This window comes from Paenibacillus sp. IHBB 3054 (genome assembly GCF_051594305.1).
Classification (GTDB): domain Bacteria; phylum Bacillota; class Bacilli; order Paenibacillales; family Paenibacillaceae; genus Paenibacillus_AQ.
In genome coordinates, this window is the sequence record NZ_JBOFBG010000006.1 from 179,275 (window position 1) to 205,965 (window position 26,691).

General features: G+C 50.2%; 24 protein-coding genes. 4 read left to right on the forward strand and 20 right to left on the reverse strand.

Annotated features, from left to right (window positions below; all coding sequences use genetic code 11):
* Positions 1–17: 17 nt before the first annotated feature.
* From ACQ76X_RS09990 to ACQ76X_RS10080, 19 genes are all read right to left on the reverse strand, one after another.
* Positions 18–1,226 (reverse strand): HpcH/HpaI aldolase/citrate lyase family protein, encoded by a 1,209-nt coding sequence (locus ACQ76X_RS09990; RefSeq protein ID WP_438493408.1) that lies wholly within the window; start codon positions 1,224–1,226, stop codon positions 18–20.
* Between the two features lie 213 nt (positions 1,227–1,439).
* Complete coding sequence (locus ACQ76X_RS09995) at positions 1,440–2,192, reverse strand: TerC family protein (RefSeq protein WP_438493410.1); 753 nt, start codon at positions 2,190–2,192, stop codon at positions 1,440–1,442.
* A gap of 27 nt (positions 2,193–2,219) precedes the next feature.
* Positions 2,220–3,515 (reverse strand): TerD family protein, encoded by a 1,296-nt coding sequence (locus tag ACQ76X_RS10000; RefSeq protein WP_438493412.1) that lies wholly within the window; start codon positions 3,513–3,515, stop codon positions 2,220–2,222.
* Between the two features lie 179 nt (positions 3,516–3,694).
* Complete coding sequence (locus tag ACQ76X_RS10005; RefSeq protein WP_038585047.1) at positions 3,695–4,276, reverse strand: TerD family protein; 582 nt, start codon at positions 4,274–4,276, stop codon at positions 3,695–3,697.
* A 68-nt stretch (positions 4,277–4,344) separates the two neighbouring features.
* Positions 4,345–4,920 carry a TerD family protein gene (locus ACQ76X_RS10010; protein WP_438493414.1) on the reverse strand — a complete coding sequence of 192 codons (576 nt, stop codon included), beginning with the start codon at positions 4,918–4,920 and terminating at the stop codon, positions 4,345–4,347.
* A 30-nt stretch (positions 4,921–4,950) separates the two neighbouring features.
* Entirely contained in the window at positions 4,951–5,547 is a 597-nt protein-coding gene (locus ACQ76X_RS10015) for a TerD family protein (protein WP_038585041.1), read from the reverse strand.
* A 123-nt stretch (positions 5,548–5,670) separates the two neighbouring features.
* Positions 5,671–6,117 (reverse strand): tellurite resistance TerB family protein, encoded by a 447-nt coding sequence (locus tag ACQ76X_RS10020; RefSeq protein ID WP_038585038.1) that lies wholly within the window; start codon positions 6,115–6,117, stop codon positions 5,671–5,673.
* A gap of 155 nt (positions 6,118–6,272) precedes the next feature.
* Complete coding sequence (locus ACQ76X_RS10025; protein ID WP_438493538.1) at positions 6,273–6,995, reverse strand: amino acid ABC transporter ATP-binding protein; 723 nt, start codon at positions 6,993–6,995, stop codon at positions 6,273–6,275.
* Positions 6,996–7,010: 15 nt separating this feature from the next.
* A complete protein-coding gene (locus ACQ76X_RS10030) occupies positions 7,011–7,658 on the reverse strand; it encodes an amino acid ABC transporter permease (RefSeq protein ID WP_438493416.1) in 648 nt (215 codons plus the stop codon).
* Between the two features lie 92 nt (positions 7,659–7,750).
* Positions 7,751–8,566, reverse strand: coding sequence for a transporter substrate-binding domain-containing protein (locus ACQ76X_RS10035; protein WP_438493418.1), 816 nt, complete (start codon positions 8,564–8,566; stop codon positions 7,751–7,753).
* 250 nt (positions 8,567–8,816) lie between these two features.
* On the reverse strand, positions 8,817–9,692 hold the full coding sequence (aguB, locus tag ACQ76X_RS10040) for an N-carbamoylputrescine amidase (RefSeq protein ID WP_438493420.1): 876 nt from the start codon (positions 9,690–9,692) through the stop codon (positions 8,817–8,819).
* 24 nt (positions 9,693–9,716) lie between these two features.
* Positions 9,717–10,745, reverse strand: coding sequence for an agmatine deiminase family protein (locus tag ACQ76X_RS10045; protein WP_438493421.1), 1,029 nt, complete (start codon positions 10,743–10,745; stop codon positions 9,717–9,719).
* Positions 10,746–10,887: 142 nt separating this feature from the next.
* On the reverse strand, positions 10,888–11,430 hold the full coding sequence (gene yfcE, locus ACQ76X_RS10050; RefSeq protein WP_438493423.1) for a phosphodiesterase: 543 nt from the start codon (positions 11,428–11,430) through the stop codon (positions 10,888–10,890).
* 127 nt (positions 11,431–11,557) lie between these two features.
* Positions 11,558–13,042, reverse strand: coding sequence for a glutamate synthase subunit beta (locus ACQ76X_RS10055; RefSeq protein WP_438493425.1), 1,485 nt, complete (start codon positions 13,040–13,042; stop codon positions 11,558–11,560).
* A gap of 293 nt (positions 13,043–13,335) precedes the next feature.
* Positions 13,336–14,307: a permease prefix domain 1-containing protein gene (locus tag ACQ76X_RS10060; protein ID WP_438493427.1), complete on the reverse strand. Its 972-nt coding sequence runs from the start codon at positions 14,305–14,307 to the stop codon at positions 13,336–13,338.
* Between the two features lie 5 nt (positions 14,308–14,312).
* Positions 14,313–14,639, reverse strand: coding sequence for a PadR family transcriptional regulator (locus tag ACQ76X_RS10065; protein WP_438493429.1), 327 nt, complete (start codon positions 14,637–14,639; stop codon positions 14,313–14,315).
* Between the two features lie 448 nt (positions 14,640–15,087).
* Complete coding sequence (gene pulA / locus ACQ76X_RS10070) at positions 15,088–17,046, reverse strand: type I pullulanase (RefSeq protein ID WP_438493431.1); 1,959 nt, start codon at positions 17,044–17,046, stop codon at positions 15,088–15,090.
* Positions 17,047–17,159: 113 nt separating this feature from the next.
* Complete coding sequence (locus tag ACQ76X_RS10075) at positions 17,160–17,795, reverse strand: C39 family peptidase (protein ID WP_438493433.1); 636 nt, start codon at positions 17,793–17,795, stop codon at positions 17,160–17,162.
* Complete coding sequence (locus ACQ76X_RS10080) at positions 17,792–21,337, reverse strand: PAS domain S-box protein (RefSeq protein WP_438493435.1); 3,546 nt, start codon at positions 21,335–21,337, stop codon at positions 17,792–17,794. Before ACQ76X_RS10080 ends, ACQ76X_RS10075 begins: the two co-directional genes overlap by 4 nt.
* A gap of 284 nt (positions 21,338–21,621) precedes the next feature.
* On the opposite strand from ACQ76X_RS10080, the gene ACQ76X_RS10085 reads away from it, so the two are divergent.
* The 3 genes from ACQ76X_RS10085 (at position 21,622) to ACQ76X_RS10095 (ending at position 24,164) form a co-directional block, all read left to right on the forward strand.
* Positions 21,622–22,440 carry a hypothetical protein gene (locus tag ACQ76X_RS10085; protein ID WP_438493437.1) on the forward strand — a complete coding sequence of 273 codons (819 nt, stop codon included), beginning with the start codon at positions 21,622–21,624 and terminating at the stop codon, positions 22,438–22,440.
* An 88-nt stretch (positions 22,441–22,528) separates the two neighbouring features.
* On the forward strand, positions 22,529–23,629 hold the full coding sequence (locus ACQ76X_RS10090) for a glycosyltransferase family 4 protein (RefSeq protein ID WP_438493438.1): 1,101 nt from the start codon (positions 22,529–22,531) through the stop codon (positions 23,627–23,629).
* 208 nt (positions 23,630–23,837) lie between these two features.
* Positions 23,838–24,164 carry a P-II family nitrogen regulator gene (locus ACQ76X_RS10095; RefSeq protein ID WP_438493440.1) on the forward strand — a complete coding sequence of 109 codons (327 nt, stop codon included), beginning with the start codon at positions 23,838–23,840 and terminating at the stop codon, positions 24,162–24,164.
* 117 nt (positions 24,165–24,281) lie between these two features.
* On the opposite strand, the gene ACQ76X_RS10100 is transcribed toward ACQ76X_RS10095, so the two are convergent.
* Positions 24,282–25,523 (reverse strand): DUF445 domain-containing protein, encoded by a 1,242-nt coding sequence (locus tag ACQ76X_RS10100; RefSeq protein WP_038585005.1) that lies wholly within the window; start codon positions 25,521–25,523, stop codon positions 24,282–24,284.
* Positions 25,524–25,822: 299 nt separating this feature from the next.
* On the opposite strand from ACQ76X_RS10100, the gene ACQ76X_RS10105 reads away from it, so the two are divergent.
* Positions 25,823–26,686, forward strand: a complete 864-nt coding sequence (locus ACQ76X_RS10105) for a Cof-type HAD-IIB family hydrolase (RefSeq protein WP_438493441.1) — start codon at positions 25,823–25,825, stop codon at positions 26,684–26,686.
* Positions 26,687–26,691: the final 5 nt, after the last annotated feature.

Genomic DNA, 26,691 nt, shown 5'->3' on the forward strand with positions numbered 1-26,691 from the left:
GCAGGTTCTGGACGATATTAAACGTGTGTATATTCGTTCTCGGGTAGAAGTAAGGTAAAATGCTGTTGTTCATGTAACACCCCGTATATTTGAGATCGTAGTAAAATACGTCTTGCCCAGTTCAGATGCGGCTTAATTTCATTCATTTTGTTGTAGTATTCGCTCTTGAACACTCCACGGCTGCCATCATTACTCTCTACAATGCTTAGTGCATCCACATATTCCTCATGCATCACTGTATACATGGCCTGCACCGGTCTTAGATGGGAAGGATGAATAATCGTCTTGCCGACAATCCCGTTTTCTTTATCCAAAATCACTTCACGGATCAAGCCGTCCATGGCGCTGGAATTATAATTGCGCTGCATCTCCCGGCCCTGCCTGCCGAAGGCATCCTCAAAGGGAGTCTGACGCAGCTGCGGGCGGAGCCCCTGCTGTCCTTTGCCGGCAAAATACTCCCAGACCGGTCCTGAAATGACATACCCCTCTTCCACCCGGCCGAAGACATTAATAATGTCCGACATACAGTCGCGGATGGGCATCAAATCATAAATGCTGATATCCGGACTGCGGCGCAATCCGAACAGACTGGAGAAATCAGTCGCTCCGATTCGGACATTCAGCACATAATCACGGTAGTCGCCAAGCAAGTTAAGGATGGCCAGCAGGCTGTCCGTCCGGGTCTCCCGGTAAATAATCGGGGCGCTTTCCAGAATCGGCATGCCATACAGCGCAGGGGCAAGATAGCTGCGTGAGCTGTTATAATCGGCAATCGCCTCAAAGTACTCCACACCATTGTCCACTGAGAACTTGGGGAAGACAAAACCAGTGAGCATTGTAATAAACGATCCCAGCCGGAAAATCAGCTTCTGCAGCTGCTCCGGATTGCGGACGCGGATAAATAGCAGGGGAAGACTATTTCCGGGATCAGGCTCATTCTCGGCATAAGCCGACAGAAAAGAAAGATGCCTTACCACTGACTCTTCAGCGTAATCAACCTCTCCATCGCCTATCGCATCCTCCAGATCAATAATGACCGTCACCAGCCCCGCAGCTCTGAGCTTCAGAATATCTTCAGCCACAGTGGACCGGGTAGCCGGCATATAGAGGGCGGCCCCAACAGCGTAAGCCAGCAGTTCCTTGCTTGTAGTATGGTTAAATGAAACAGGCGGAGAGTAGAATAATGACGTTTCTTGCTCTTGCGTCAGGTAATCGAAGTATCTCAAAGGCCTTCCCCCTTATAGTTTTGCAAAGCGGAGCAAAACAAATAGCCTCTCCTTATAGAGAGCTGCAGAACCGGCTATGCCGTCCTCTCGGGGACGGCTTCCGGCTCTCTCAAATACAAGCAAAGGCCATGCTATTCCATATACGATTACCCGGGATAAAAGGGAGTCTCACCTTCCCTGTGATGGTCCTCTTTATCCTATGAAACCTTGGTATTATGCGTTTCTGTTCATTTCTTTCTTTTTCTTTCCGGAACTGTATAGAATGGTTCCCACAAAGACCGCAATCAGAATGGTGAAGAAAATGAAATGCGGCATTTCAAATCCGAACGCTCCAGCAAGCATTTTGCCTGCAATCAGGGCAATCAACAGGAACGCCGTCTGCTCCAGTTCAGGGAACTTGGCAATGAGCTTCAGGAACACCTGTGCCACACCGCGCATCATCAGCACGCCGAGGATACCGCCCAAGAAAAGTACCCAGACTTTGTCGCTCAACCCGAAGGCGGCTACCACACTGTCGATACTGAACGCAATATCCATCAATTCAACCAGCAGTACAGTTTTCCAGAAAGAGGTGCCTTTATGTTCTTTCCCGTCTTCACCTTCGCCGGATTCATTTCGCTTGAATAATCCTTTATAAGCGATATAAAAGAGATATAATGCCCCAAGGACTTTGACGAGCGTAAATTTAATCAGGAATGTCCCTAATCCGATCGCCAGGAATCTAAAGAGGTAAGCTCCCAGAATCCCGTAAAACAATGCCTTCTTCTGCTGTTCTTTCGGCAAATGCTTAACCATTACCGCAAGCACAAGCGCATTATCTGCCGATAGCAGCCCTTCGAGCAAAATCAAGCTCCCGATAATCCCCCAGCTAACCGGGTCAGAGAGCGTTCCTACAATGTCGCTCCAAGAGAAAAAGTGCCCATAATTCTCGCTGATACTTCTAAAAAAATCACTGAACCAATCCATTTTGCTTGCGCCTCCGGAAAAATTAAATTATTTACTGCCCGCTACCCAGCGCAGTCCCCAGCCATAGGCCTGATCCATCTCCTGATGGCCGCTGAAATATTGCACAAGCCGTTCAATGCTGAATGTATCGCCTACGTTCCGGATCAATGCAATAGCGCACATGCCTTTCCGGTTGTTATGCTCGTCCAGATTCACAATAATCTCCGGACCCCCAGCCTGAGTGATGGTGACGACTCCATCAGCTTCAGACCAGTGCGTAACCCCCTTGTAAATAAATGAAAAAATTAAAATTCGTTCTATTTCCGCAAGCTTACTTCCGTTTATACGCAAGTTCTCGCCGGATGTTACGGTGCCTGTCCGGTCATCGCCATCGAGCACCACATAAGGCGGCTGCTGAAGATTGCCGAACGCATTCCCCAGCGCTTGAACGACTCCTTTACGGCCATTCTTCAACTCGTACAGGCAAGCAAGGTCCAAATCCACGCCCCCTTTACGGCTGAACATCCCACCGCCTTGCTTCTGATTCCAATTCAGATTGATGAGCACTTCTCCAAGACCGGCAGCTGATTTCTTCAAATTTATGGAATCGCCCTTTTTCTTCAGCTCAATCTTCTTGAGGTTGAGATTCAGAGGCGGCGCAGAAGCCTCTTCAATCTTCGGTGGTGCAGCCGGCGGGATACTCCGGGATTCATGCAAGGGCTGTGCTGATGGCCGTACCAATTCTGGTGCAGGCCCTTTCTCCGGTTCGCGGAGTTCAGGAACCGGATCATCTTCAACCTCAATTCCATAGTTAGCGCACAAGGCTTTAAGTCCGCCGTTAAATCCAGCCACAATAGCACTAAATTTCCACTCACCGCTATATCTATATAATTCTCCTACTACAACAGCTGTTTCCACAGAGAAATGATTTTCAAGATTACAGCGCAAAATCTCCATACCCGTCGCCCGATCCAGAATCCGGCAATGGGCCTCGCTCATCTGCCCGAACATTTGATTGCGGTTTTCGCCATCGTACAGTGTAATTGCAAATGCAATCCTCATCGTCTGAGCAGGAATGGTATCCAGCTCGATTTCAAAGTGTTTAAGACCGCTTGATTTAGTACCGGCTACATCCTTATATCTGATGTACGCCGTAGATGGATTGTTGTAAAAGATCAGATCTTCATCGCTGCGCACTTTGGCTTGTTCTCCAAGCAAAAATGCAGAGGCATCAATTTCCATAGAGGACGGAGCCTGCCAGCCAATCTCCACGATAATAGAGCGAAGTCCGGGATTTCCCTTGGTCAGGTCTGCCTTCTGGCCTTTAACCACTTCAATATTCATTCTTAAGCCACCTTTGTAAATGGATAAGAGTCAAGTGGAAACGGCTTCGCCGTCCTCAAAAGGACGGTATCCGTTTCAGCGAGAAATAGAAGGATAATTTATAGTGTAAGCATATAAATCCTTATATTTATAAAAAGGGCAGGATCGATGAGATCCCGCCTTTCAAGCCTTTGAAGCTGTTATTGCGCGTCCAGTCCATAGTTTCTGCATAGAGCACTTAGGCCGCCGGCAAATCCGCTTCCAATCGCCTGGAATTTCCAATCGGCACCATGCCGGTAGAATTCACAGAATACAACAGCTGTCTCCGTTGAGAAATCTTCACCCAAATCATATCGCAGCACTTCGCGATCGCTGGAAGCGTCCACGACACGAACAAATGCATTGGACACCTGTCCAAAGTTCTGTGCCCGTGCATCACAATCATAGATCGTTACTGTGATCCCGATACGCTGAATATGTGCAGGAACTTTGCTGAAATCAACAATGATCTGCTCGTCATCCCCGTCGCCTTCTCCTGTACGGTTATCCCCCGTATAGGTTAAGGAGCCTGCGCCGCCGGTCGGATTATTGTAGAATACAAAGTCGTCCGCACCTTTGGCTTTGCCGTCTTCATGCAGCAGGAACGCTGAAGCATCCAGGTCAAAATCCTTGCCGCCACTGTATTTGTTCGTATCCCAGCCGAGTCCCACCACTACCTTCGTCAGACCCGGATTAGTCTTAGTAAGATCGATCCGTTGTCCTTTAGAAAGACTGATCGTCACTGGCATCAACCCTCTTTCGTGAATGGTTTCATCTAAAGTCTAGATGTCTAGGTTGGCTGCAGTAAATTTTATTGCAGTCCGTAATCGCGCGTCAGACCGGCAAGACCGTCTTTGTAGCCTGCGCCGATAGCATTAAATTTCCACTCTGCGCCGTGACGGTACAGTTCACCAACCACCACGCCCGTTTCAACGGAGAAATCTTCACCAAGGTCGAAGCGGATCAGCTCCTCATTGTTCTCCTCGTTGAGGATACGCACATAAGAACGGGATACTTGTCCAAAGTTCTGGCTTCTGGATTCCGCTTCATAAATGGTAATGGTAAAAGCAACCTTCTCAACATCAGCAGGGATGTTCTTCAGATCCACTTCAATCACTTCATCATCGCCATCACCTTCACCGGTACGGTTATCGCCGGCATGAACAACGGAAGCATTCTCATTCTGCTTATTGTTGAAGAAGATGAAGTTGCTTTCTTTCCCAACTTTACCTGCAGCATTTGTCAGAAAGACGGAAACGTCGAGGTCAAAATCCTTGCCGCCATCGTATTTGTTGGTATCCCAACCGAGGCCGACTTTGATTTTGGACAATCCCGGATTGCTTTTAGTCAAATCGATCTTTTGCCCTTTGGATAAATTAATTGCCATAGTTATTAAACCTTCTTTCCGAAATTAGATTTAAATGTATCGTTCAGCCAATTGATTAATATGTGCGGCATGGGCGCCTTCACCGATTGCGGCAAATTTCCATTCTTCGCCGTGCCGGTAAAGCTCTCCACAGATCAGCGCCGTAAAGCCTGTGTAATTGTCGGTCAGATTAAACCGGATCAGCTCGGCATTTCCGGCAGCATTGATAATGCGGATATACGCCGATTTGATCATGCCGAAATCCTGTTTGCGGTTCACGGCATCATAAATGTTAACTACTACAAGTACCTTGTGTACATCGGAAGGGATCGCCTTCAGATTGACATTGATTTGCTCATCGTCCCCGTCACCATCACCGGTCAGGTTATCCCCGGAATGAACAACGGAATTGTTCGGATTCTGCTTGTTGTGAAAGCATACCAAATTCATCTTGCTGGTCAGCTTACCATTCTCGCTCAGCAGCAGCGCCGAAGCGTCGCAGTCCACATTCGCCTGTTTCTTCGCACCGAAGAACCCGCGGGCAGGTTCGGCAGGGTCCCAGCCCAAACCTACAATAACGTTAGCCAGCCCGGCATTTCCTTTAGTTAAATCAATCTTCTGTCCTTTTACCAAATTAATTCCAGCCAACTTTACGTACCTCCGTTTCCGAAAAGAATCACAGCCTGTAAGTCTAGCATTTTGGATGTTATACCACTCATACGGTAAAAAACCCAATCCGTTTCATCCGATTAGTGGATATTTGTTCCTGTTTTAGAGACTGAATTCACTTGGACTTAGTCCCAGTACACTGCAGATATTCCGCACAACCGCTTTCTCATGCTCATCAAAATCACCGTCTGCTGCACCGATAGCCGAACACACACCAACAATTACGCGTCCAACTTCCGGCTTGCTGCTGAATTTAGCAATAGCTTTGAGTGCTTCCTGTTTGCCGATTTCCGGGGAAAACTCAAAATTGCTTACGTAGAAATTGAACTGGGCAATGACATCTCTCATGTCAAACACTTTGAGTTCATTGCTGAGATTCATATACCCCGCCATTTTGTTCTTTTCGGTTTCTTCAATCTTACCATCAGCCGCCGCAACCAGCGCGCAGCCTGCAACTACCGCGTTCATGAAATCTTTATTTTTAAATTTCTTAACTTGTTCGGTTAACCCGCTCTTTGTTGTATTCAACCAATTTTTAAATGTGCTCATCGTATTCTCCTTCTATCATTATAGAGTATGATAAATAAAGATATCCCAGAGCCTCCTCTCCTTCTATTCGACAGATATTCTTAGTATTTGTCGATCCGTAAGTTTACTATTCTAATATAACCGATAGAAAAACAATATTCTAGTTTGCCACAATTTCACAGTACTTTCGACAAAAATTCCTTAGTTCGTTCATGTGAAGGATTGCCAAACAACTGTTCCGGAATACCCTCCTCAACCACCACGCCCTGTTCCATAAACAAGACACGATCGCCTACTTCGCGCGCAAAGCCCATCTCATGCGTGACTACAACCATAGTCATACCCTCGCGGGCCAAACCCTTCATTACCGCCAGCACCTCACCGACCATTTCCGGGTCCAGCGCCGATGTCGGCTCATCGAAGAGCATGATCTTCGGCTCCATCGCCAGCGCCCGGGCAATTGCGACCCGCTGGGCCTGCCCGCCCGACAGGGATGCCGGATACATTTCCGCCTTCTCGCTTAAGCCGACCTTTTGCAGCAGTTCCAGCGCCTTCTGCCGCGCTTTGTCCGCAGGCCATTTACGGACCTGCATCGGGGCCAGCATAATGTTCTCAATGACCTTTTTGTGTGGAAACAGATTAAATTGCTGAAACACCATGCCAACCTCTGTACGGATATCGTTAATTCTTGTACTTTTGGCCATCAAGGAAGTTCCCTCAATGATAACATCGCCCTCTTGCGGCTCCTCCAGCAGATTAAGGCAGCGTAAAAAGGTCGATTTCCCCGAACCCGAAGGCCCGATTACCACCACAACCTCACGGCCGTGGATATCCACGTTAATATCGCTCAGCACCTGATGGGCACCGAATGATTTATGTAAATGTCGTACCGAGATAATAGGCTCCATATAAGGTTACACCTTCCGTTCAATATAGTTGAGCAGCTTGCTGAGTGAATAGGTAAGAATGAAATAGATAAAGGCGGCGGTCAAATAAGGCTCCCATATCCGCAAGTATTGGCCTTTCATCGTATTGCTCCAGTACATAATTTCCGGTGCAGCAACAAGCGCGAGCAAAGAAGAATCTTTGACCAGGACAATAAATTCATTCCCGAACGCCGGAACCATCCGTTTGATCGCCTGCGGCAGAATGATAAAACGCATCGCCTGCCATTTGCTCATTCCAAGCGACAACGCGGCTTCCCGCTGTCCAGGATCGATCGACTGGATACCGGCACGAAAAATCTCGGCGGAATAGGCGGCAGAATTCAGCGAAAGTGCAACAAATGAAGTCATGAGGACGTTGGTACTTCCGTTAAAGAACACGATCACTCCAAAATGAACAATCAGAATTTGCACATACAGCGGTGTGCCACGAAAGAAGTTAATATAGGAATGGAACGGCCAGCGGAAATACCATTTTGGAGCCATTTTGCCGAAGCCTATCCCCAAGCCCAGGATCGAGCCGCAAAGAATCGATACAATAGATACTCCAATTGTGAATAGCGTTCCCTTCAGTAAGACCGGCAAATAATGAACGATGATGTCGAATCTGAAGTCCATAGAATTCTTCCCTTCTCTTCTGCTCTAAATTTCAAAAAAAGAAGCATGCGCAATAGCAATCATTACGCACGCTTTGTCGTCTCCCTGCTTGCTTACTCCGCGCTAAGAAGAGTGGCTGTATCCGGTTCTTCCCCGAACCAGGTTTTGTAGATCTCGGCATACTTCCCGTTCTCTATAACAGCTTTGATTGCCGGATCCAGTTTAGCTTTCCACTCACTGCCCTTAGGATACAGAATGCCGTAATATTCGGAACCAAAGTTCTCCTTATCGAGGATGCCCGTTACTTTCTCTTTCGGATTGTTTTTAATGTATTCATTCACGATGGCGATATCAGCCACCACCGCGTCGGCTCCGCCGCCTTTCAGTTCCATCAGCGCTACCGCGTTGCTTTCAAAACGTTTCAGGTTGGCGTTGTCGACACCCATAATCACGCTCATCAGATCATCGGCCGTTGTAGCCCCTTGTACCGCTACGGTTTTATCTTTCAGGTCCAGCGCATTCTTAATGTCACTGCCCTCTTTAACCATAATCATATTAGTGGATTCAAAGTAGGGGATAGAGTAGTCATAGGTTTCCTTGCGTTCGTCCGTAATGGATACCGAGGATAGACCTGCCTGATATTCCGTGCCCTGTTTCACACTGGAAAGCATTGTGTCCCATCCCGTATTCGTCACCGTATAATCGATACCCGCTTCTTTTATAACCGCCTTGATGAAATCAATGTCAAAGCCCTTAATCGTATCCGTATCCATATACTCCATTGGCGCGTAGCTGGCGTCACTCGCGAATTTGATCGACTCTCCTGCCGCATCTCCGCTTTTGGCGTTATTGTTGGAACCACAACCCACCATAGACAAGACCAAAAATGCCACCAAAGCTGACATAGCCCATTTTTTCCTGATCCCCATTTTCCAATCCCCCACTCATTTTGTAAAATACTTAAGGAGATTTTAACAGATCACAGTGGTGATGACAATTAACTTTTCTCACTTGTGTAATGTTATATAACACTAAATCCGTGGATTGTAACATTTATCGTTAGACACAGTCCTTATATCTCCCATAAACATGTCATAAAAGCAAAAAAAGACACTGCCAAGAGATTTCTCCTGGCAGTGCCTTCTTATTCCATGCTATATACTTCTGTTCGATTATTCCTTAAAAGGTTAAGTCCCCATCATACGAAGATATCATTCTGTATAGCTCCGGACGGCGGTCACGGAAAATGCCCCACTCTATCCGGCCCACTTCCAACGCATCCAGATCGAATTCGCTGACCAGTACCATCTGCTCATCCCGCCCGGCTTCGACGATTTTGTTGCCCTGCGGGCCGGCAATGAACGAGGAGCCGTAGAAATTAATGCTGGAATCCTCGTCAATTTCCTCGCCGATCCGGTTGGAGGCCACGACAGGAATCAGATTCGCCGCTGCATGGCCCAGCATGCAGGTCTGCCAGTGATCTTTGGAATCAATGGATCCGTCCTGCGGTTCCGAACCGATGGCTGTCGGATAGAACAGAATCTCCGCGCCCATTAGACTCATGACTCTGGCGGCTTCCGGGTACCACTGGTCCCAGCAGACGCCGACACCGATCTTGGCATAGCGGGTATTCCATACCTTAAACCCGGTATCCCCCGGATTGAAATAGAATTTCTCTTCATAGCCGGGACCGTCAGGAATATGGCTCTTGCGGTATTTGCCCAGCACCGTGCCATCGGCATCAATTACCGCCAGCGAGTTGTAACGTGCATAGTTCTTTTTCTCGTAGAAACTGATCGGCAGCACGACTTGCAGCTCTTTGGCTACAGCCTTGAAATGATTCACTGCTTTATTCTGCTCAAGCTCAGTGGCGTAGACGTAATAATCAGATTTCTCCTTCTGGCAGAAGTACGGGGTTTCGAACAGCTCCTGCAGCAAAATAATCTGCGCGCCTTGAGCCGCAGCTTCTCTGACCAGACTGTCAGCCTTGCGAATATTCTCATCAATGTCGCCGGAACAACTCATTTGTGTAGCGGCTACTTTTACTTTTCTCATGATTCTGTCCTCCTAGCGAGTAAATTACTTTGTGGCAGGCATCTGCTGGGTCGTGCAGTGCACGTTTCCGCCTTCACCGATGACCGCCATACCGTTCACCGTACGGATTCTACGGTCCGGGAACAAGGCAGCCAGACTCTGCTCAGCCAGTGTATCTGTCTCGGAAGCCGTCCCGCCGAATACCGGCAGTATAATGCCGCCGTTGACGAAATAGAAATTCAAATAGCTAAGCGTCAGGCGGCTGTCCTCATAGTCCACGCGGGGCGGCTGCTGAATCTTGATAATCTCCAGCTTCCGGCCCTTGGCATCCACCGCATTCTCCAGAATACGGAGATTCTCCTGAGTGATGCCGAAGTTCTCATCCTGCGGGTCGTCGCAGACCTGAATGATGACTTTGCCCGGAGCAGCGAAGCAGGCAATATTATCTACATGGCCGTCAGTCTCGTCACCGCTGAGGCCGCGCTTCAGCCAGATGATCGACTCGGTGCCGGTATATTTCCGTACATATTCTTCAATGTCCGCCCGGCCCAGCTCCGGATTGCGGTTCGTGTTCAGCAGACATTCCTCCGTGGTGATCAGTGTGCCTTCACCATCAGTATGGATAGAGCCGCCTTCCATTACCAGCGGTGCGTCAAAACGTTTCATCTTCAGCTGCTCCAGAATTTGCGGAGCCACCTCATCATCCAGATCCCACGGCGAATATTTGCCGCCCCAGGCGTTAAATTTCCAGTTCACACCGGCGAGCACGCCGTCTTCACCTAGAACAAACGTCGGCCCGTTATCACGCAGCCAGGCGTCATTATGCCAGATCGGCAGCAGCCTTACATTCGCCCCGAGGTCTAGTTCCTCTACCATCGCCAGCTCGTCCGGATTGACAACCACGGTAACCGGCTCGAACTCAGCGATGGCACGGATGATTTCGGCATAGCCGTTACAAACGGATTTATGATTGTCCGGAAAAACCATGGACGCCTGAACCGGCCAGGAGATGAAGGTCCGCTCATGCTTGCCCCATTCCGCCGGCATTGTATAGTTCAAATCTTTAGGATACATTTGTTGTTACCTCTGCTGTTTATATTTGAAGCGGGAAGATCCCTGAAAGCTCCTTACCCATCATACAATAAACCGTCATTACGCTCAATGCCGCGCAGAATAAGGTAAAAAGATCTAGAATCATCAAATAATCCCTTACACCTTACAGTTTGAGATGCTTAACGACGTTGCCCGTAAAATCTTTAACCGTGAACTCCCCGTTCTCAAGAATTCCGTAGGAATTCGGGTTATTCTCTTTTGGCAGCGAGATGGAGCCTGGATTCAGCACATAGATGCCTTCTTTTATATCGGCTACCGGCAGATGGGTATGTCCTTGGATAAATACATCCCCTTCAGCAAGTGCAGGCAAATGCTCAATGCTGAAGCCATGCCCGTGAGTGGCATAGATCTTCCGGCCTTCGTGGAGAATCAGTACATAATCCCCCATCATCGGGAACTCCAGCAGCATCTGATCCACCTCGGCATCGCAGTTGCCTCTAACAGCCACCAGAGATTTCCCGTACGTGTTAAGCTTTGTTGCGACTCCCTGGGGATTATAACCGTCCGGCAGCGGATTTCTCGGACCGTGATATAAGAAGTCCCCCAGAATCACTAGCGTATGCGGCTGCTCCTCCTCTACTTTTGCCAATGCCTGCTCCAGCCAAAATAACGATCCATGAATATCGGAAATAAACATCAGCTTCATCGTATAATCTCCCTTTCTGTTCCACCCGTTTAAATAGCTTATCTTTTATCTTAACTTTCCTTGGCCCCGGAACGCAAAGCGGACGCCCCACCGGGACGTCCACATGAAGCACCTATCCAAGATTTACTTAAGGCAAATTGGAGGCTCCCATCAGGAAGCGGTCTACTTCTCGCGCAGCCTGACGGCCTTCATTAATCGCCCAGACTACAAGACTCTGGCCGCGGCGGATGTCTCCTGCGGCAAATACACCCTCGACATTGGTCGCCTGCGCACCGAAATCCGCTTTGGCGTTGGAGCGTTCATCACGTTCTACCCCAAGCTCATTCAGGACCGTTTCTTCCGGACCGGTGAAACCCAGCGCCAGCAGCACCAGCTGCGCCTTAATTACCTCTTCGCTGCCTGGAACTTCTACCGGAACCATCCGGCCTTGCTCATTGCGCGTCCATTCGATGCGCACCGTGTGCAGCTCCTGCACATATCCGCCGTCATCACCGACAAAACGTTTCGTGGAAACGAGGTAACGGCGCGGATCCTCCTTATACAAGGCAGCGGCTTCCTGCTGGCCGTAGTCCACTTTGAGTACCTTTGGCCATTCCGGCCAAGGATTGTTGGATTGGCGGGTCAATGGAGACTGCGGCATAATCTCCAGCTGGATGACACTGCGGCAGCCGTGCCGGATCGAGGTAGCTACACAGTCGGTGCCGGTGTCTCCGCCCCCGATCACAACTACATCCTTGCCGGCCGCAGACAAATATTCACCGTCAGCCAAATCAGAGTCAAGCAGACTCTTCGTATTCAGCGTCAGAAACTCCATCGCCTGATGGATTCCCCGAAGCTCGCGGCCTTCCAGCGGAAGGTCGCGGGCTTGTGTCGAGCCGCCGCAGAGCACTACAGCATCATTATCTTCCTTGAGCTGCGAAGCAGCAATGTCTATGCCGATTTCTGTCCGGGTTACAAAGGTAATGCCTTCCTCCGCCAGCAAATCCACCCGACGCTGCACGGTTTTCTTATCCAGCTTCATGTTCGGAATGCCGTAGGTCAGCAGACCTCCGATCCGGTCAGCCCGTTCATATACGGTTACGCTATGGCCTGCTTTGTTAAGCTGTGCGGCACAGGCAAGGCCGGCCGGTCCGGAGCCAACTACGGCTACTTTTTTGCCCGTACGGGTCAAAGGCGGCTCGGGAACAATCCAGCCCTCGGCGAATCCTCTATCTACAATCGACTTTTCAATGGATTTAATCGTTACGGGATTACCATGAAGGCCCACGGTACAAGCACCTTCACAAGGAGCCGGACACACGCGTCCTGTAAATTCAGGAAAGTTATTGGTCTTGTGCAGCCGTTTCAGCGCAACTTCCCAATTGCCGCGGTAGACCATGTCATTCCATTCCGGAATGAGATTATGCAGCGGACAGCCGGAGGCCATCCCGGACAGCAGCCGTCCTACATGGCAGAACGGTGTTCCGCAATCCATACAGCGCGCTCCCTGCTCCCGCAGCTTCTCCTCTTCCAAGGGCACCGAAAATTCATTCCAGTTCTTAATCCGTTCTAAAGGCTCACACTCCGCAGGAGTCTGCCGCTGATATTCCAAAAATCCGGTTGCTTTACCCATTCCTGTCATCCTCCGAGTCTCTCTAATTGACCGCCGAAAACTTCAGGGGCGGCATGTTGCCCATTCGGCTCCAAAAAGGCAGTTACTCTCTGTCACCGACTGATCATTTGTCACTGTAAAGCAGCAAAGCGAAAAACTGCGAGGAGGCCAAGTTCTCCCTCCTTCACAGGTCCTGCCAGGTACTGTCGTGGATTGAAATGCCTTAATATTATCATTGTTCCACTATACCCTAAATGAGCAATGTCACTTTTTTAGATAAAATTCTGGAGGATGGGCAGAGCTGGCTGAAAGCGTTATTTCACCTTAATCATTTTATACACAGCATTTAATACTTCCAGCAAAATCGCTGTAACCGGGAAGATCACCCAGTTGATGTCCCAGCGCTGAAAAATAAATCCGCTGATCAGAAAACAGCCGGTAGCCAGCGGCCAAGCGATGGATGCGATAGAGCTCTTGAAGCGTTTTTCCTCTTTCTCTTCAGGGACCTCGGTGTACTCCTTCTCCTTGAGCAGAAAGCCAAAGCTTTCCTTGATACTCCCATAGTAGATGAACAGGAAGACAGGCAGCGCAATGAGCGCAAGCAGAATAGTGACCCCGTAGCCGCTGGCATCCTCATTGATTGCAGACCAGGCAAGGACAGGAACCGGAGAGAGTACACACAGGGATACACCCATAGTCAGAGACAGGGTATAGGTAGGGGCAAATGCACGGCTGCGCTGCTCGATCTCGGTCCGCAAAAAATAGGGCAGATTAAAACCCTTTTGCAGATATTTGTATCGCTCCAGCTTTGTGTCGCTGAATATGAACAGTCCAACCGCCAGCGCCACCAGCAGCAGCAGCACGATCACGCCAATAATTCCGGCAGTGTCTTCCGAAATCACCCCACGGAGAAAACCAAATTCCGCGAGGGTAACAAGCAGAATCAGCAGTGCAGGGCCGATGATGCACAGCATTACACCAATCGCCACCATAAAGCCGCTTCTCTTCTTGGCAACCAGATACCCCCATGTATCCTCCGGAGCAAGTACAGGAAGCAGCGTATCCTCTCCCCCCACTGTAATCCCAAGCTCGTCAATCAGCTCATCGATGTTGCCGAACTCGGAGATGACAATGCCGACCGCCTCATTCTCTGATTTGCCTTCTTTCTTCAGTTCGTAATATTTCTCCTCCATACTAGCCAGCAGATCCTGCTTTAGCTTATATGTTTGCTCTGTCCTGGGCAGAGAAGTAAACATGTTGTTCAAATAGCCCATAATGGTATCCATCCTGATCACAGCTCCCTTATGAATTTATTAACGACCTCTTGCGTAACTTTCCATTCCTCGCATTTTTCCAGGTAATAAGCCAGACCTTGCGGAGTTATACGGTAATAGGTGCGTCGTTTCCCAAAGGTCTCATCCATAAAAAAGGAATCGATGTACCCATTTTTCTCAAGCCGGGTGAATGCGGAGTAAAGCGTAGTCTCCTTCATGATGTACTTCTCCTCCGACAGCTTCCGGATGTTCTTGGAAATCTCATAGCCATAGGACTCTCCGTCCAGAAGCATATAGAGGATGAGCGTATCGTTATATCCCCGTATGACATCACTGCTGATCAAAATTCATCCTCCTAACTTATCCCTCATTACTTCATCTGTCGTAGTAATTGCATTGTAGCATAATTACTACGACAGATAAAGTAGTTTTGGAAAAAATGGGCCGTCGGACTCCAGTGTCCTTATTGGGTGGCTGCGATCCGTTTATTACGGTTTGCGGACGCTAACGGCGTTATCTCTCCAGATTGCCACCTGCGTTCTTCGATAACGGGCAGATAACGCCCATGGAGTCCGCCAACCTCACAAAAACACTGATTTGGACAATAGCGCCGCCTCGGTCCGTTTAGTCAAAACCTGCCTTGCTCCACTGGAGACAACTTAAAGATGGGAAGCTTCTAACTGCTTATCTCTTGTTGCTGCTGACGATAGGGATCGACGCAAAAAAAGGATGCCACTCTTAACCGAGTGGCATCCTTTTTATCCAACTATTATATATAGTGCATTTGGGCACTTATTGCCGGACCGCCAATACAACCATTCCAATGCCCTTGGCGGTCAGCTTGCCCCCGGCAAGCTTCGAGACCAGATCCTCGCCGAACAGGGTACTCCACTCGCCAAGCGGTGGCACATCCACTGACACTCCGGCTGTATTTGAATTATAAAGCACGTATAAGTGCAGCGCCGGATCGTCTCCGGCGTGATCCCGGAGTGTATAGGCTATTGCCCCGGCAGGCGCCTTCTCAAACATCAGCTGTGCGCGAATTTCCTCCGCGCTGCGCAGGCGAAATGCCGGATGGGCTTGCCTTAGCGCAATCAACTGCTTCATATAAGCAATATCCTCCACATGCGCCGCTGCGCGTTCCCAGTCCATGCGGTTGATCTCAACGGGAGACTTAAAGCTGTTCTCCACCCCGTCCTTCGTACGCATAAATTCCTGTCCTGCATGAAGAAACGGGATCCCCTGGCTCGTCATTACCATTGCCGAAGCCAGACGATGCATCCCTCTGCGCCGCTCATCGCTTTCCCCTTTGGTGGAGATTACAATTTTATCCCAGAGGGTATGGTTGTCGTGGCATTCAACGAAGTTAACACACTGCTGCGGCTCATCAGCGAACGCCCCCATGGATTGACCGTACACGACGCCTCCGGTGATCCCCGTCTTCACCGCCTGCTCGAGACCATTCTTGCCGCCGATAAATCCAGGCTCTTCATAGCGGAAAATATTCCCCTTTACGGCATCGCGGAACCCGTCATTGAACTGTCCGATGCCCGGAAGCGCATCCGCATTGCTCTGGCTGGCGAGGCGCTCCGCCGGAAGCTCCGTATCCAGGATCCAGCCTTCCCCGATAGTCATCAGTGAAGGATCAATTTCGTCCAGACGGCGGCGGATCTCCTGCATGGTTTCTATATCGAGCAGTCCCATCAAATCAAAGCGGAAACCATCGATATGGTATTCTTGGGCCCAATACAGCACCGACTCCACAATAAACCGGGACATCATGATCCGCTCAGAGGCGACATCATTGCCGCAGCCCGAGCCGTTCGACAGACTGCCGTTCTGCTTATAGCGCAGATAGTAGCCGGGAACAAGCTTGGTGAAATTTACAAGGTAGCCGTCATAAACATGATTGTAGACCACATCCATGATTACGCGCAGTCCGCGGTCATGCAGTGTCTGGATCATTGTCTTTAGCTCGCGGATTCGCAGAGCCGGATCATATGGATCCGTAGCGTAGGAGCCTTCCGGAGCATTGAAATTTTTAGGGTCATAACCCCAGTTGTAATGGGGCTGGTCCAGCTTGGTCTCATCAACACTTTCTGTAGCATAGTCATAAATAGGAAGCAGCTGCACATGGGTCACTCCGAGATCGGATATATGATCCAGTCCGGTAAGAATCCCGCCCGGTCCGCGTGTCCCTTCTTCGGCCAGACCCAGATATTGTCCCTTATGGGCAATGCCGCTAGCCGGATGAACAGACAGATCCCGCAGATGAAGCTCGTAAATCACCGCGTCCACAGGGTCAGCCAGAGGTGGCTTTTCTTCTGTCCAGCGCTGGGGATCCGTCTTGCGCAAATCGAGAATCGCCGCTCGATCTCCATTCACACCGACGGCCCGGGCGTAAGGATCGGCCGCTTCATTCCACTGCTCCCCGATGCGCACACGATAGGTGTAGAACTTGCCCTCCAAGTTCCCGGCCACGCTCAAACGCCATATCCCCCTGACATCACGGATCATCGGCAAGACATCTCCGGCGGCTTCGTGCCATGAGTCATAGAGCACAACCGCTGCTTCCTGCGCGGTAGGTGCCCACAAGCAGAAGGCCGAGGAAGCAGGCTTATACGTTACGCCAAGGTCATCCCCTTCATAACTGAAAAGCTCGTCAAACTCCTGGGCGAACACGGATATTCCTCCGGTAGCCGCCGGATCACCATAATAAATCGGTTCTTTCAATTCCTTTTGTACGGACAAGGCCATCTGTCTCCTTTACCCTTTAATAATTGGAATTATATCCTTATTGCCGATTTTGTGCAAACGTTTGTACTCGACGGTTTCATCAAGCTGCCCTTCCTGCCGCCTGAAGGTTACAGCTGATGCCCTATGGAAGCTTCCTTGATATCCAAAGCCACCATGGTTATAACATCTTTATTGACGTTATAAGGGATAAGGCGTGCTTGGCCGGGAGTGAACCCGCCGTGCTTATGCCGCATCCCGTTGTCATGAACAATAAGTACAGGGCCTCCTCCGCCCTCAGGCTCCTGATAACCGATTCCCAGCACCCAATGGTAATCATAGGTGTATTTTCCCCGCCAGCGAAACGTAAGCCATTTATCGAATTTAAGCGCCACCGGCCGCTCCGCGTCAATCTCTGCTTTGTACCGGTCTATATCATTAAACACACTTACGGAGAAGAGTCCGCGTTCCTTCGCCTCCAGAGGAGCAGAAGACCGGATATAAGCTTTGACGCCTTTGGTAAAGCTGCGCACGCTCATTCCCCAAGGTGTTCCGCCATGATGGCTGTATACGTGATTAATATGCGCCGCTTTGGAAGCAAAATGACTTGCTCCGGGAATAAAAGCCCGGCCCTTCCGCGTGCGCCAATATTCCATCAATGCGGCGATGGTCGCCGGACCGCAGGCCGAGCCGGGCGAAGCAACACCCGGGTCCCACTGCGTATAAGGTTCAGCAAGCAGCTTGTGCTGCCGCGGTGCTCTCCTCATAAGGATATCTTCTCCTGACGCTGCTGCAGTATCCGGTCAATGTCGGAGGTGAGAAACGGCTTGCTGATGAAATCTTCCATACCTACAGCCAGGCATCTATCACGATCCTCCCGTCTGGCGTAAGCGGTCAGAGCCACCATAAAGGGCCGCTTGGCCTGGGGGAGCTGGTCTCTGATTTTGGCTGCTGCGGTAAGCCCGCTCATCTCCGGCATCTGCACATCCATAAATACCAGATCATAGGGCTGCTGCAGAACGGCTTGCAGCGCCTGCTGGCCGTTCTCCACCAGGTCGGCAGTATAGCCGCGTTTCTCCAGCATGATCAATAAAAGCTTTTGATTAACGGGATGATCTTCTGCGACCAGAATCCGCAGCGGACCGTATTTCGGCTCCAACTGAGGAAGACCTCCAGTAAGCAGAAGGCCACTCCCTTCCTCCTCAATCCGGGAATTATCATCGGGCTCGGCATCATCAAGGCTAATCACCGGTACTGATGGAGTCTGCACCTGTACCGGCTCCTCCTCCAAATCACTAGGATCATGATCAATATCCAAGGGCAAAGTAAAGTAGAAGTTTGAGCCTTCGCCTTCCACACTGTCCACTGAAATCGCTCCGCCCATAAGCTCAACCAGCCGCTTGCAGATGGAAAGTCCCAGTCCGGTTCCGCCATACTTGCGGTTAATGGACGGGTGCAGCTGGGAGAACGATTGGAATAGCAGAGACTGTTTCTCCGGCGGAATTCCGATTCCCGTATCCCTAACATTAAACTTCAGAGTCAGCTTATCCTGGTTAGGACAGAATTCCGTCCCCACCTCAATAGAGATATGACCTTCTTCAGTGAATTTCACTGCGTTGCTGACCAGATTCACCAATATCTGGCGCAGCCGGGCCGCATCGCCCATGATTAACTCCGGAACATTGGAGGCAGCTTGGCAGCTCAATTCCAGGTTCTTCTCTTTCGCTTTCGGCGAGAACAGCTCGGTTACGCTTTCCAAGACCCATTCAAGACTTACCGGCTCATGCACGAGGATCATTTTTCCGGCTTCTATTTTGCTAAGATCCAGAATTTCATTGAGGATATACAGCAGAGAAGTACTGCTCTGGCTAATAATCTCCGCATATCCGCGCTGCTCTTCATCCAGCTCGGTTTCTGACAGGAGATCCGTCATCCCCATAATTCCGTTCATCGGCGTCCGCAGCTCATGGCTCATAATCGCCAGAAACTCCGATTTCGCCTGATCCGCTTTCTCTGCCGATTCCTTGGCGCGGATAATCTCCTTCTCATCCGTAATGTCACGGAACACAACAACCGCACCCTTGCGGTCTCCTTTATCAAACAGCGGAGTAACCTGATACTCGGCCAGAAAGCTTGAACCGTCTTTGCGCCACAATACCGCATCTTTGCTCTGATGGGATTCCCCCGCACGGACGGCCTGCATCAGCGGAGAATCCTCCGGCCGGTAATGGAGGCTGTCCAGCGCTGTGTGCTGTATGTGGTCCAGATAAGGATGGCCCATAATTTCACCGTAAGCGAAGCCCAGCATCTGTGCCCCCGCCGGATTGATGAAGGTTACCCTCCCCTCCGTATCAAGACCAAATATGCCTTCGGAGACTGCATTTAAGATCAGTGTGTAATCATTGCCCAGCTTCTCAATCTGCTCGGTATACCGGATACGGTCCGTAATGTCACGGGAAATTCCATATACGCCGACGACCTTGTCCCCGACAATAATCGGAATGTTGGTCGTACTGATTTCTACCAGATGGCCATCTTTATGAATAAGGGTCAGATCATAGCTTTGAGGCATTCCCTGGCAAGCCAGATTAAAATGATACTGCGTATTCGCCCTATCCTTCTCATGCACCAGGGGGCCGAAATAGTTGCCCACCAGCTCCTCCATTGAATATCCGCTCAGCACCTCCAGATTGGAGTTGCAGGTTAAGTAATCCCCCTGCAGATTCATGGAGTATACAGCTGACGGATTATACTCAAACAGCGACTTATAGCGCTGTTCGTTCTCTTGAAGCTTGGACTCAAATTGCTTGCGCTCCGTTATGTCACGGCCAACGGCAATAATCTCCACAATCCCGCCCTGCTCATCTAAAATATACTTGCTGTTCGTCTCAAACCAGACATAGCCGCCGTCCTTGCGCCGGTAACGGTAGGCCGCCGCCGGGATGAAGCGGGTCTGCTCACTTTGTGCCATCATTTCTTTCATTACTATCAAATCATCGGGATGCAGGTAATCAAAAGCACTGGTACCGACCATCTCCTCCGGTTCATAGCCGAGCAGAGAGCGGCTGGCCGGAGAGCAGTATAAGAATATGCTGTCTTCTATCGCGAGGCGCGAGATCAGATCCAGTGAATTTTCCGACATTAGCCGGTAATTTCGCTCATTTTCTCTAAGCTTCTGCTCCATCTGCTGGCGTTCAGTGATATCCTGCATCATTCCGATAAGCTGAACAGGCTGGCCGGCCGGTCCCAGTACCGTATCCCACTGAATATGTACCGCAAGCAGAGTTCCATCCGCAAGGACCAGCCGGTAGGTACTCTCACCGGACTTCCCGTTTTCCAGCGTCTCCCGCACCCTTGTAAACATGTCGTTGATGTCATCCGGATGAACCAGCTCCAGGAATGTCTTGTAATCGACCTCGGCTGCTCCAATACCAAGCTTCAGCATACGCTGCAGTTCTTCTGAGAGGGACAGCTTGCCTTTCGTCAAATCCCATACCCAGGAACCGATTTTGGCGACTCTTTGCGCCGTGGCCAAAGCCTCCTCATTATGTTTGCGGCCCGTCACGTTGCGGCCAATACCCATGATTCGGATGATTTCATTGTTTTTCCCCCGGATCACATGAAAAGAGCTTTCGAACCACAAATAATGCCCATCTTTATGGCGTAAACGGCGGACATAGATGTCATTCTTCAGAAGACCGTCAGACTTGTCCATGCCCTCGATATCATCAGGATGATAAAATTCCAGCCGGTTTTTGCCGATCATTTCCTCAGGGGTAAATCCGATTAACGAAAGAGATGAGGGAGAGATGAAGCTTAATGTGCCGTCGGGTAATGTGAACGAAATCATGCTCTGATCGTCTTTTAGAAATAAATCGTACAAATCACGGCTGTCTACTGTCAGTTGATCCGCGATTTTCCGGTCGGTAATATCCTGCGCGTATACAATAATATATGATGAGCCTTGTCCTGCATCAGCCCGCACGAATGTAAGGGAAAGCCATACAGAATGTCCTTCACCATTAAGAAACCTCTGTTCACTCTTTAAGGTATCACCGGGGGTGTATGAAAGCCCCTCCAATACACTCATTAGTGTGAGCCCTTCCCGATCTTCCTGTTCTGGCTGTGACGCACTCTTGCTTCTCAATAAAGCTCCAGCTAGAAATTCCGGTTCACTGCAGCCGAGGATATTGCAAAAAGCGGAATTAACCTTTATCCATTTGTCCTTTTCTGAGGCCAGGACGGCCATTCCTACCGGAGACATCATGAAGGCTTGATCCAAAATATCGCTATTATATGCCAATTCCATCAAACAAGGCCCCCTTTGTCACGAGCCGGCTCGTTGCAGCTCTCTGTTGTCTTATTACCCAGTATACGTTAAGAAAAGTCCGGAATAAACGCGCAGCCTGGTTTCCATCAAAAAAAAGTTTAAATTACAAATATTGACGGAGTTTTGTCCTTCCCTTATAGTTTAGATAATATTTCATTCGTGACCTATTACGACGGAAGCACCCGTAATAAAGGCTTAATAGCCTTTACTGCGGGTGCTTTTTTGTTGTTGCGGAATAAGGGATGAGATTAAGGAGGAAAAAGATGAACAAGCTTAAGAAGATTCCCCTGTTAATGCTGGCATTTCTGCTTGCAGTATTATCTTCAGCAGGCGCGGTAAACGCATCCGGAACAGCGCTGACCCCTTCGATTCAAGCCTCGTTTGAACTGACTGCCGCCACTGCCGACGATACGACAAGGACAAGACTTAAAGGGTATTACAGTGATTTATCCGTCCTGATCACCCAGTTTGACAGCCGCGAAGCACAAATCCGCAGGCTGCATGACAGCAATACGCAAGTGCTGATCATTGTCCGAAACCAAATCAAGGAAATAGATCAGTCCACCGTGGCTCGGCTGTCCACGGCCGTAAGCAGCACCAAAGAACGTTACCAGCCTCTCTTTGATCAATACAGCGCGCTCAACCGCCGGATTAACCTACTCAGAGGGTTGAAGGACAAAGTCTTGAAGGATGTGCTCCGCACACAGGCTGATGCTATGAAAATTCTCGTTCAATTCGCCCGTGAGGATATCCGCAATAAAGAAACCCTGCTGAAAGCGGCCAAAGAAACCCGCACCAAAAAGATGGCCGCCGCACGTAAAACCTTGGCGGGGATCGAAAGCCCGCAGGCCTCGATCAAGTCCCAGAAAAGCGTGGCAGCCTCCTTGAACAAACGGATATCGGCAGATTTCAGCGACTTCAAATCAGCTATCCGCAAGCAGAATCAGGCTTTGACTGCTCAATCCCTGTCATCCCTTGTCTCAGGCTACCGGCAAATGGCAGCCAACAAGCTGAAGATCATTGAGCTTGAGCAAAAAATTGCCGGTGTGATTGCCGACACGGCCAAGCAAGTCACAGCATGATTCCTGAAGGAAAGTGTCTTCCGACTCCTGGTCCGCATATGGTAGGTAGAGACAATATCCATCAGCGGGCCTTGAGGAGGCTTATATTATGCATATCTGTATTATTGCACCGGAGCAGTTCCCGGTACCGGGTAACGGTTCAGTGGAGATCTGCATCTGGGCAATTGCCAGAAGGCTGGCCCGGCGGCATATGGTAACGGTACTAAGCCGCAAGTCACCGGGACTGCCCGACTCCGCAGAGCTTGAACAGGTCCGGATTATCCGTCTGGCTTCAGGCAGTCCTACCCGTTATCTTACCTCGGTACTCAAATATCTTGAGAAGACGTCCTTCGATGTGATTCAGATCGACAACCGGCCGCTGCTCATGGCCGCCGTGAAACAACAGCATCCCCTGACTCCGGTGCTGCTGTATCTGCACTCTCTGACGTTCGTGCCGGCAGAACGCCGAATTGCCCGCAGCCTGGCCAAGGCTGACGGCATAGCTGCTAACAGCCGCTCCTTGCAGCTAAGAATTTCCCGGCGTTTTCCCGGTCTGGAAAAGAAACTCAGTGTTATTCCACTGGGAGCGGACCTGTCACGGTTCATACCGGCCGAAGAACCGGAACGGCAGCGCCTCCGGCGATTATACAGGCTCCCGCAAGTGTTCACGGTGCTGTTCGTCGGGCGGGTGATCCCCCGTAAGGGAGTACCCGTACTGCTTCAGGCTATGTACATTCTCAATAAACGCCTGCCCTCCCATCTGATCATAGCCGGCCGGGGCAAACCTCCATATATCCAGCGGCTCAAAACCCTTGCGCGGAGACTGGGTGTATCCGTAACTTTCGTTGGAAACATCGCCCATGAAGATATTCACAGCCTGTATCAGATGGCCGATTGCTTCGTCTGCCCTTCCCAAGGGCATGAATCCTTTGGACTGGTCAATGTGGAGGCCATGGCCTCCGGGCTTCCGGTTATTGCTTCGAATAACGGCGGCATCCGTGAGATCATTACGTCAGGCCACAACGGCTACCTGGTGGACCGTTACCGTCAGGCCGCCCCCTTTGCCAGACGTTTGCTGATGATCGGACGCAATCCGGCCAAGGCGGCAAAGATCGGGATGCAAGGGCGGAGTGATGCCCTGCGGGCTTTTGAGTGGAGGCATACCACAGCACAATTGGAGGAGCTGTACCGCTCGCTTTTGCCGCAATAGCAGAGGAGTCTGCCCCAGGGGCGCTCCACTGCTATGCGACAATGTGTAACAAGAAATTAGTGATCTTATTCGCAGGATATGACCTGCAGTAAATATTATACTCAGATTGTAAGCGTTGCCATTAACGAAATGTATTGCTTATACCGCTATCATGAAATTGGCAACCCCCTACAACACACACTATTGGCTGTAGAAAGGGTGCATCGTTATGTTAATGATCAAAGCTATAATTAGACCCGAGAAAGCGGATGAGGTCATGGCTGAATTAATGCTTGCCGGCTTCCCCTCCATCAGCAAGATGGATTTGCTCGGCCGCGGGAAACAAAAGGGAATTCAGGTTGGAACCAACTATTACAATCAAATTTCCAAGAAGCTGCTGATGATTGTCATCCAGGATGATGAGAAGGACGATGTAATCAGCATTATTATGAGAACGGCAAGAACCGGTGAGCACGGCTCCTTCGGTGACGGTAAAATCTTTGTGCTTCCCGTACTGGAAACCTTCACCATCAGCAACGGTAAAAACCAACTGTAACCTTTGTCCCTTTGATCAATAGGTCAATAGAAAAGAGGCAGCAAAACATCCCCCGGTTCTCGCTGTTCCGGTTCAAGGGTACGCTTTGCTGCCTCTTGATGTTGTAGTCTTCTGACTTTAGATCATCTGGATGACTGTAAGCACAAGTCCCACGACAAAGCCGCATACCGCGCCGTTGACACGAATCCACTGCAGATCCTTGCCCACCTTGTCCTCCAGCATGTTCACCAGGCTGGCATCATCCATTTGATCAAGGTTCTCCTTGACCAATACGCCAAGCCGGTAATGGTTAGCTTCCACGAAAGCGATTAATGAAGCGCGAATCCGCTCCTCCCAGCTCTCCGTCCACTCTTTTTCCGTACTGATGCGCCGGGCCAACAAGGCATACAGCGCAAACAGCTTGCGTCCTCCGCAGCTGCGGTCCTCTTCCAGCATGGCAACCGCCTTGCCGCGCAGAGCTTCCAATTGCTTATGCAGAAACGCTGAAGCCGCTTCGCCTTGCAGCTCCTCCAGTGCCCATTCCTTCAGTGAAAGGATCCGCGCTTCGTCGTTCACAAGCTGAAACAGGGCGACGCGGATTTCCTGGATGATCTGCTCACGGTAAGGATTATCCGCTTCACGGAAATCCCGGATACCGGATTGCAGCATGCCCTGGAGCATTTCTCCCAGCATATCTGCATCCACAAATCCGACAAATGCCTGAAAGGCCATGCCTTTCAGCCCCCCCAGCTTCACCTCCGCCAGTTTCTCACTGGCGATCTTGCCCAGCATCGCCCGCGTCTCAGGGCGGCTGCTCCAGCCGGAGATGCCTTCAAGCGCATAATCGAGCGCGGCAATATCCTTGCCGTCGTTCATTAGTTTGGTGACGATGCTGTCGGCGGCGGTACCAAGCTCCGCTTCACGGATGTAATCTGCAACCGCCGTCTGAAGATAAGGAACCGCCTTATCTACCGGAAGCCGCTGAACAAAGGTGCTGAGCTGCTCCAGCATGTCGGCTCTTGCTTTTTTCCTTGCTACAAACTTCGTCAGCAGTCCGCTGCCGAGCGACACAAAGCGGATCTTGCGCAGCTTGTTCTCGATGCTCTCTTTGTTCAGCAGCTCATTCTCCATAGCGGAGATAAGAGACTGGATGATCTTATCCCGGTTCTTCAGCAGAAGCGAGGTATGCGGAATCGGCAAACCCAGCGGATGGCGGAACAGTGCGGTAACCGCAAACCAGTCGGCAATCCCCCCTACCAGCCCGGCTTCGAAGCCGCCTCTCAGCAGAACAACAGCCAGATTATCCGGCAAAAACAGTGTAAGCAGAAACCCGCAGGCCATGACAGCCAGCGATATCGTAGCTAAATTTCTGGATTTCATCTTTATCCCCCTTACCTAAAGCGTCGGACAGCTGTTTCCCTGGACAGGGAAATACCGCCAATCACATTGTGACCCTATGAGCTGACGATTACGGCGGCCGTTCACTTGTTAGTCTGCCTTTCATTGTACCACGAGTAAACTCCTTTCTGAAAATGCAGTACACTGCACAATTTTCTACGGTTAGTTTCTTTTCATGAAAATGGGTTTTCTATTTTCAGAACATTAATGATAAGATACTAGGAACGATCTCATTTCCCTTGAAGGGGACAACCTGCGGTAGAGGAAGGAATGCAAACGATATGCTGATAGCACTCGATATGGATGGAACACTGCTTAACGAAGAAGGAATCATTAGCCCGGAGAACCGGGAAGCGATAGTACACGCCCAAAACCAGGGACATATTGTAATCATCGCCACAGGACGCTCTTACATGGATGCCGAGCGGCAGCTGCGGCTGGCCGAGCTGGAATGTCCGGTAGTCAGTCTGAATGGAGCCGTAGTGACGCTGGCCGACGGGACGCTTGTGGCAAGCAAGCCGCTGAACAAAGAGAATATTATTCCCGCGCTGCGCTGGATGAACGAAATCCCTGAATTGTATTATGAGGTGTACACAGAGGATAACGTGTATGTAGAGCTCGATAAACGGGTGCATCTGGAGAAAATATCGGAGCTTAAAGATGACGAAGTGCCGGAAGAACTCCGCTGGCTGCTTAAGGCCATGATCGACCAGCAGTTTCAGCAGGCTGCCGTGACCTATGTGGAGGACATGGAGGAGATCTGGGGCAAAGAGGACAAAGTCATCTACAAGACGCTGGCGTTCTCGCTGAACCTTGAGCTTCTGAAAGAAGCCTCTACACGTTTCGCCGCCATTCCCGGACTCATTATCACCGCTTCTCATCCCAACAATATTGAGATTAACCATCAGGACGCTAATAAAGGGGCCGGTGTAAGCCTGCTGGCTGAGCATTTCGGCATGGCTCTGGAGCAGGTAGCTGTAATGGGCGACAGTTACAACGATCTGCCGATGTTTGAGGTGGCCGGCTACCGGATCGCCATGGAGAATGCTGCTTCAATCCTTAAAGAAACAGCCGATTTCATCACGCTCAGCAATGCAGAACATGGTGTGGCAGCGGGAATCCGCCATCTTTTGGACAAGGCGTAGGGGGA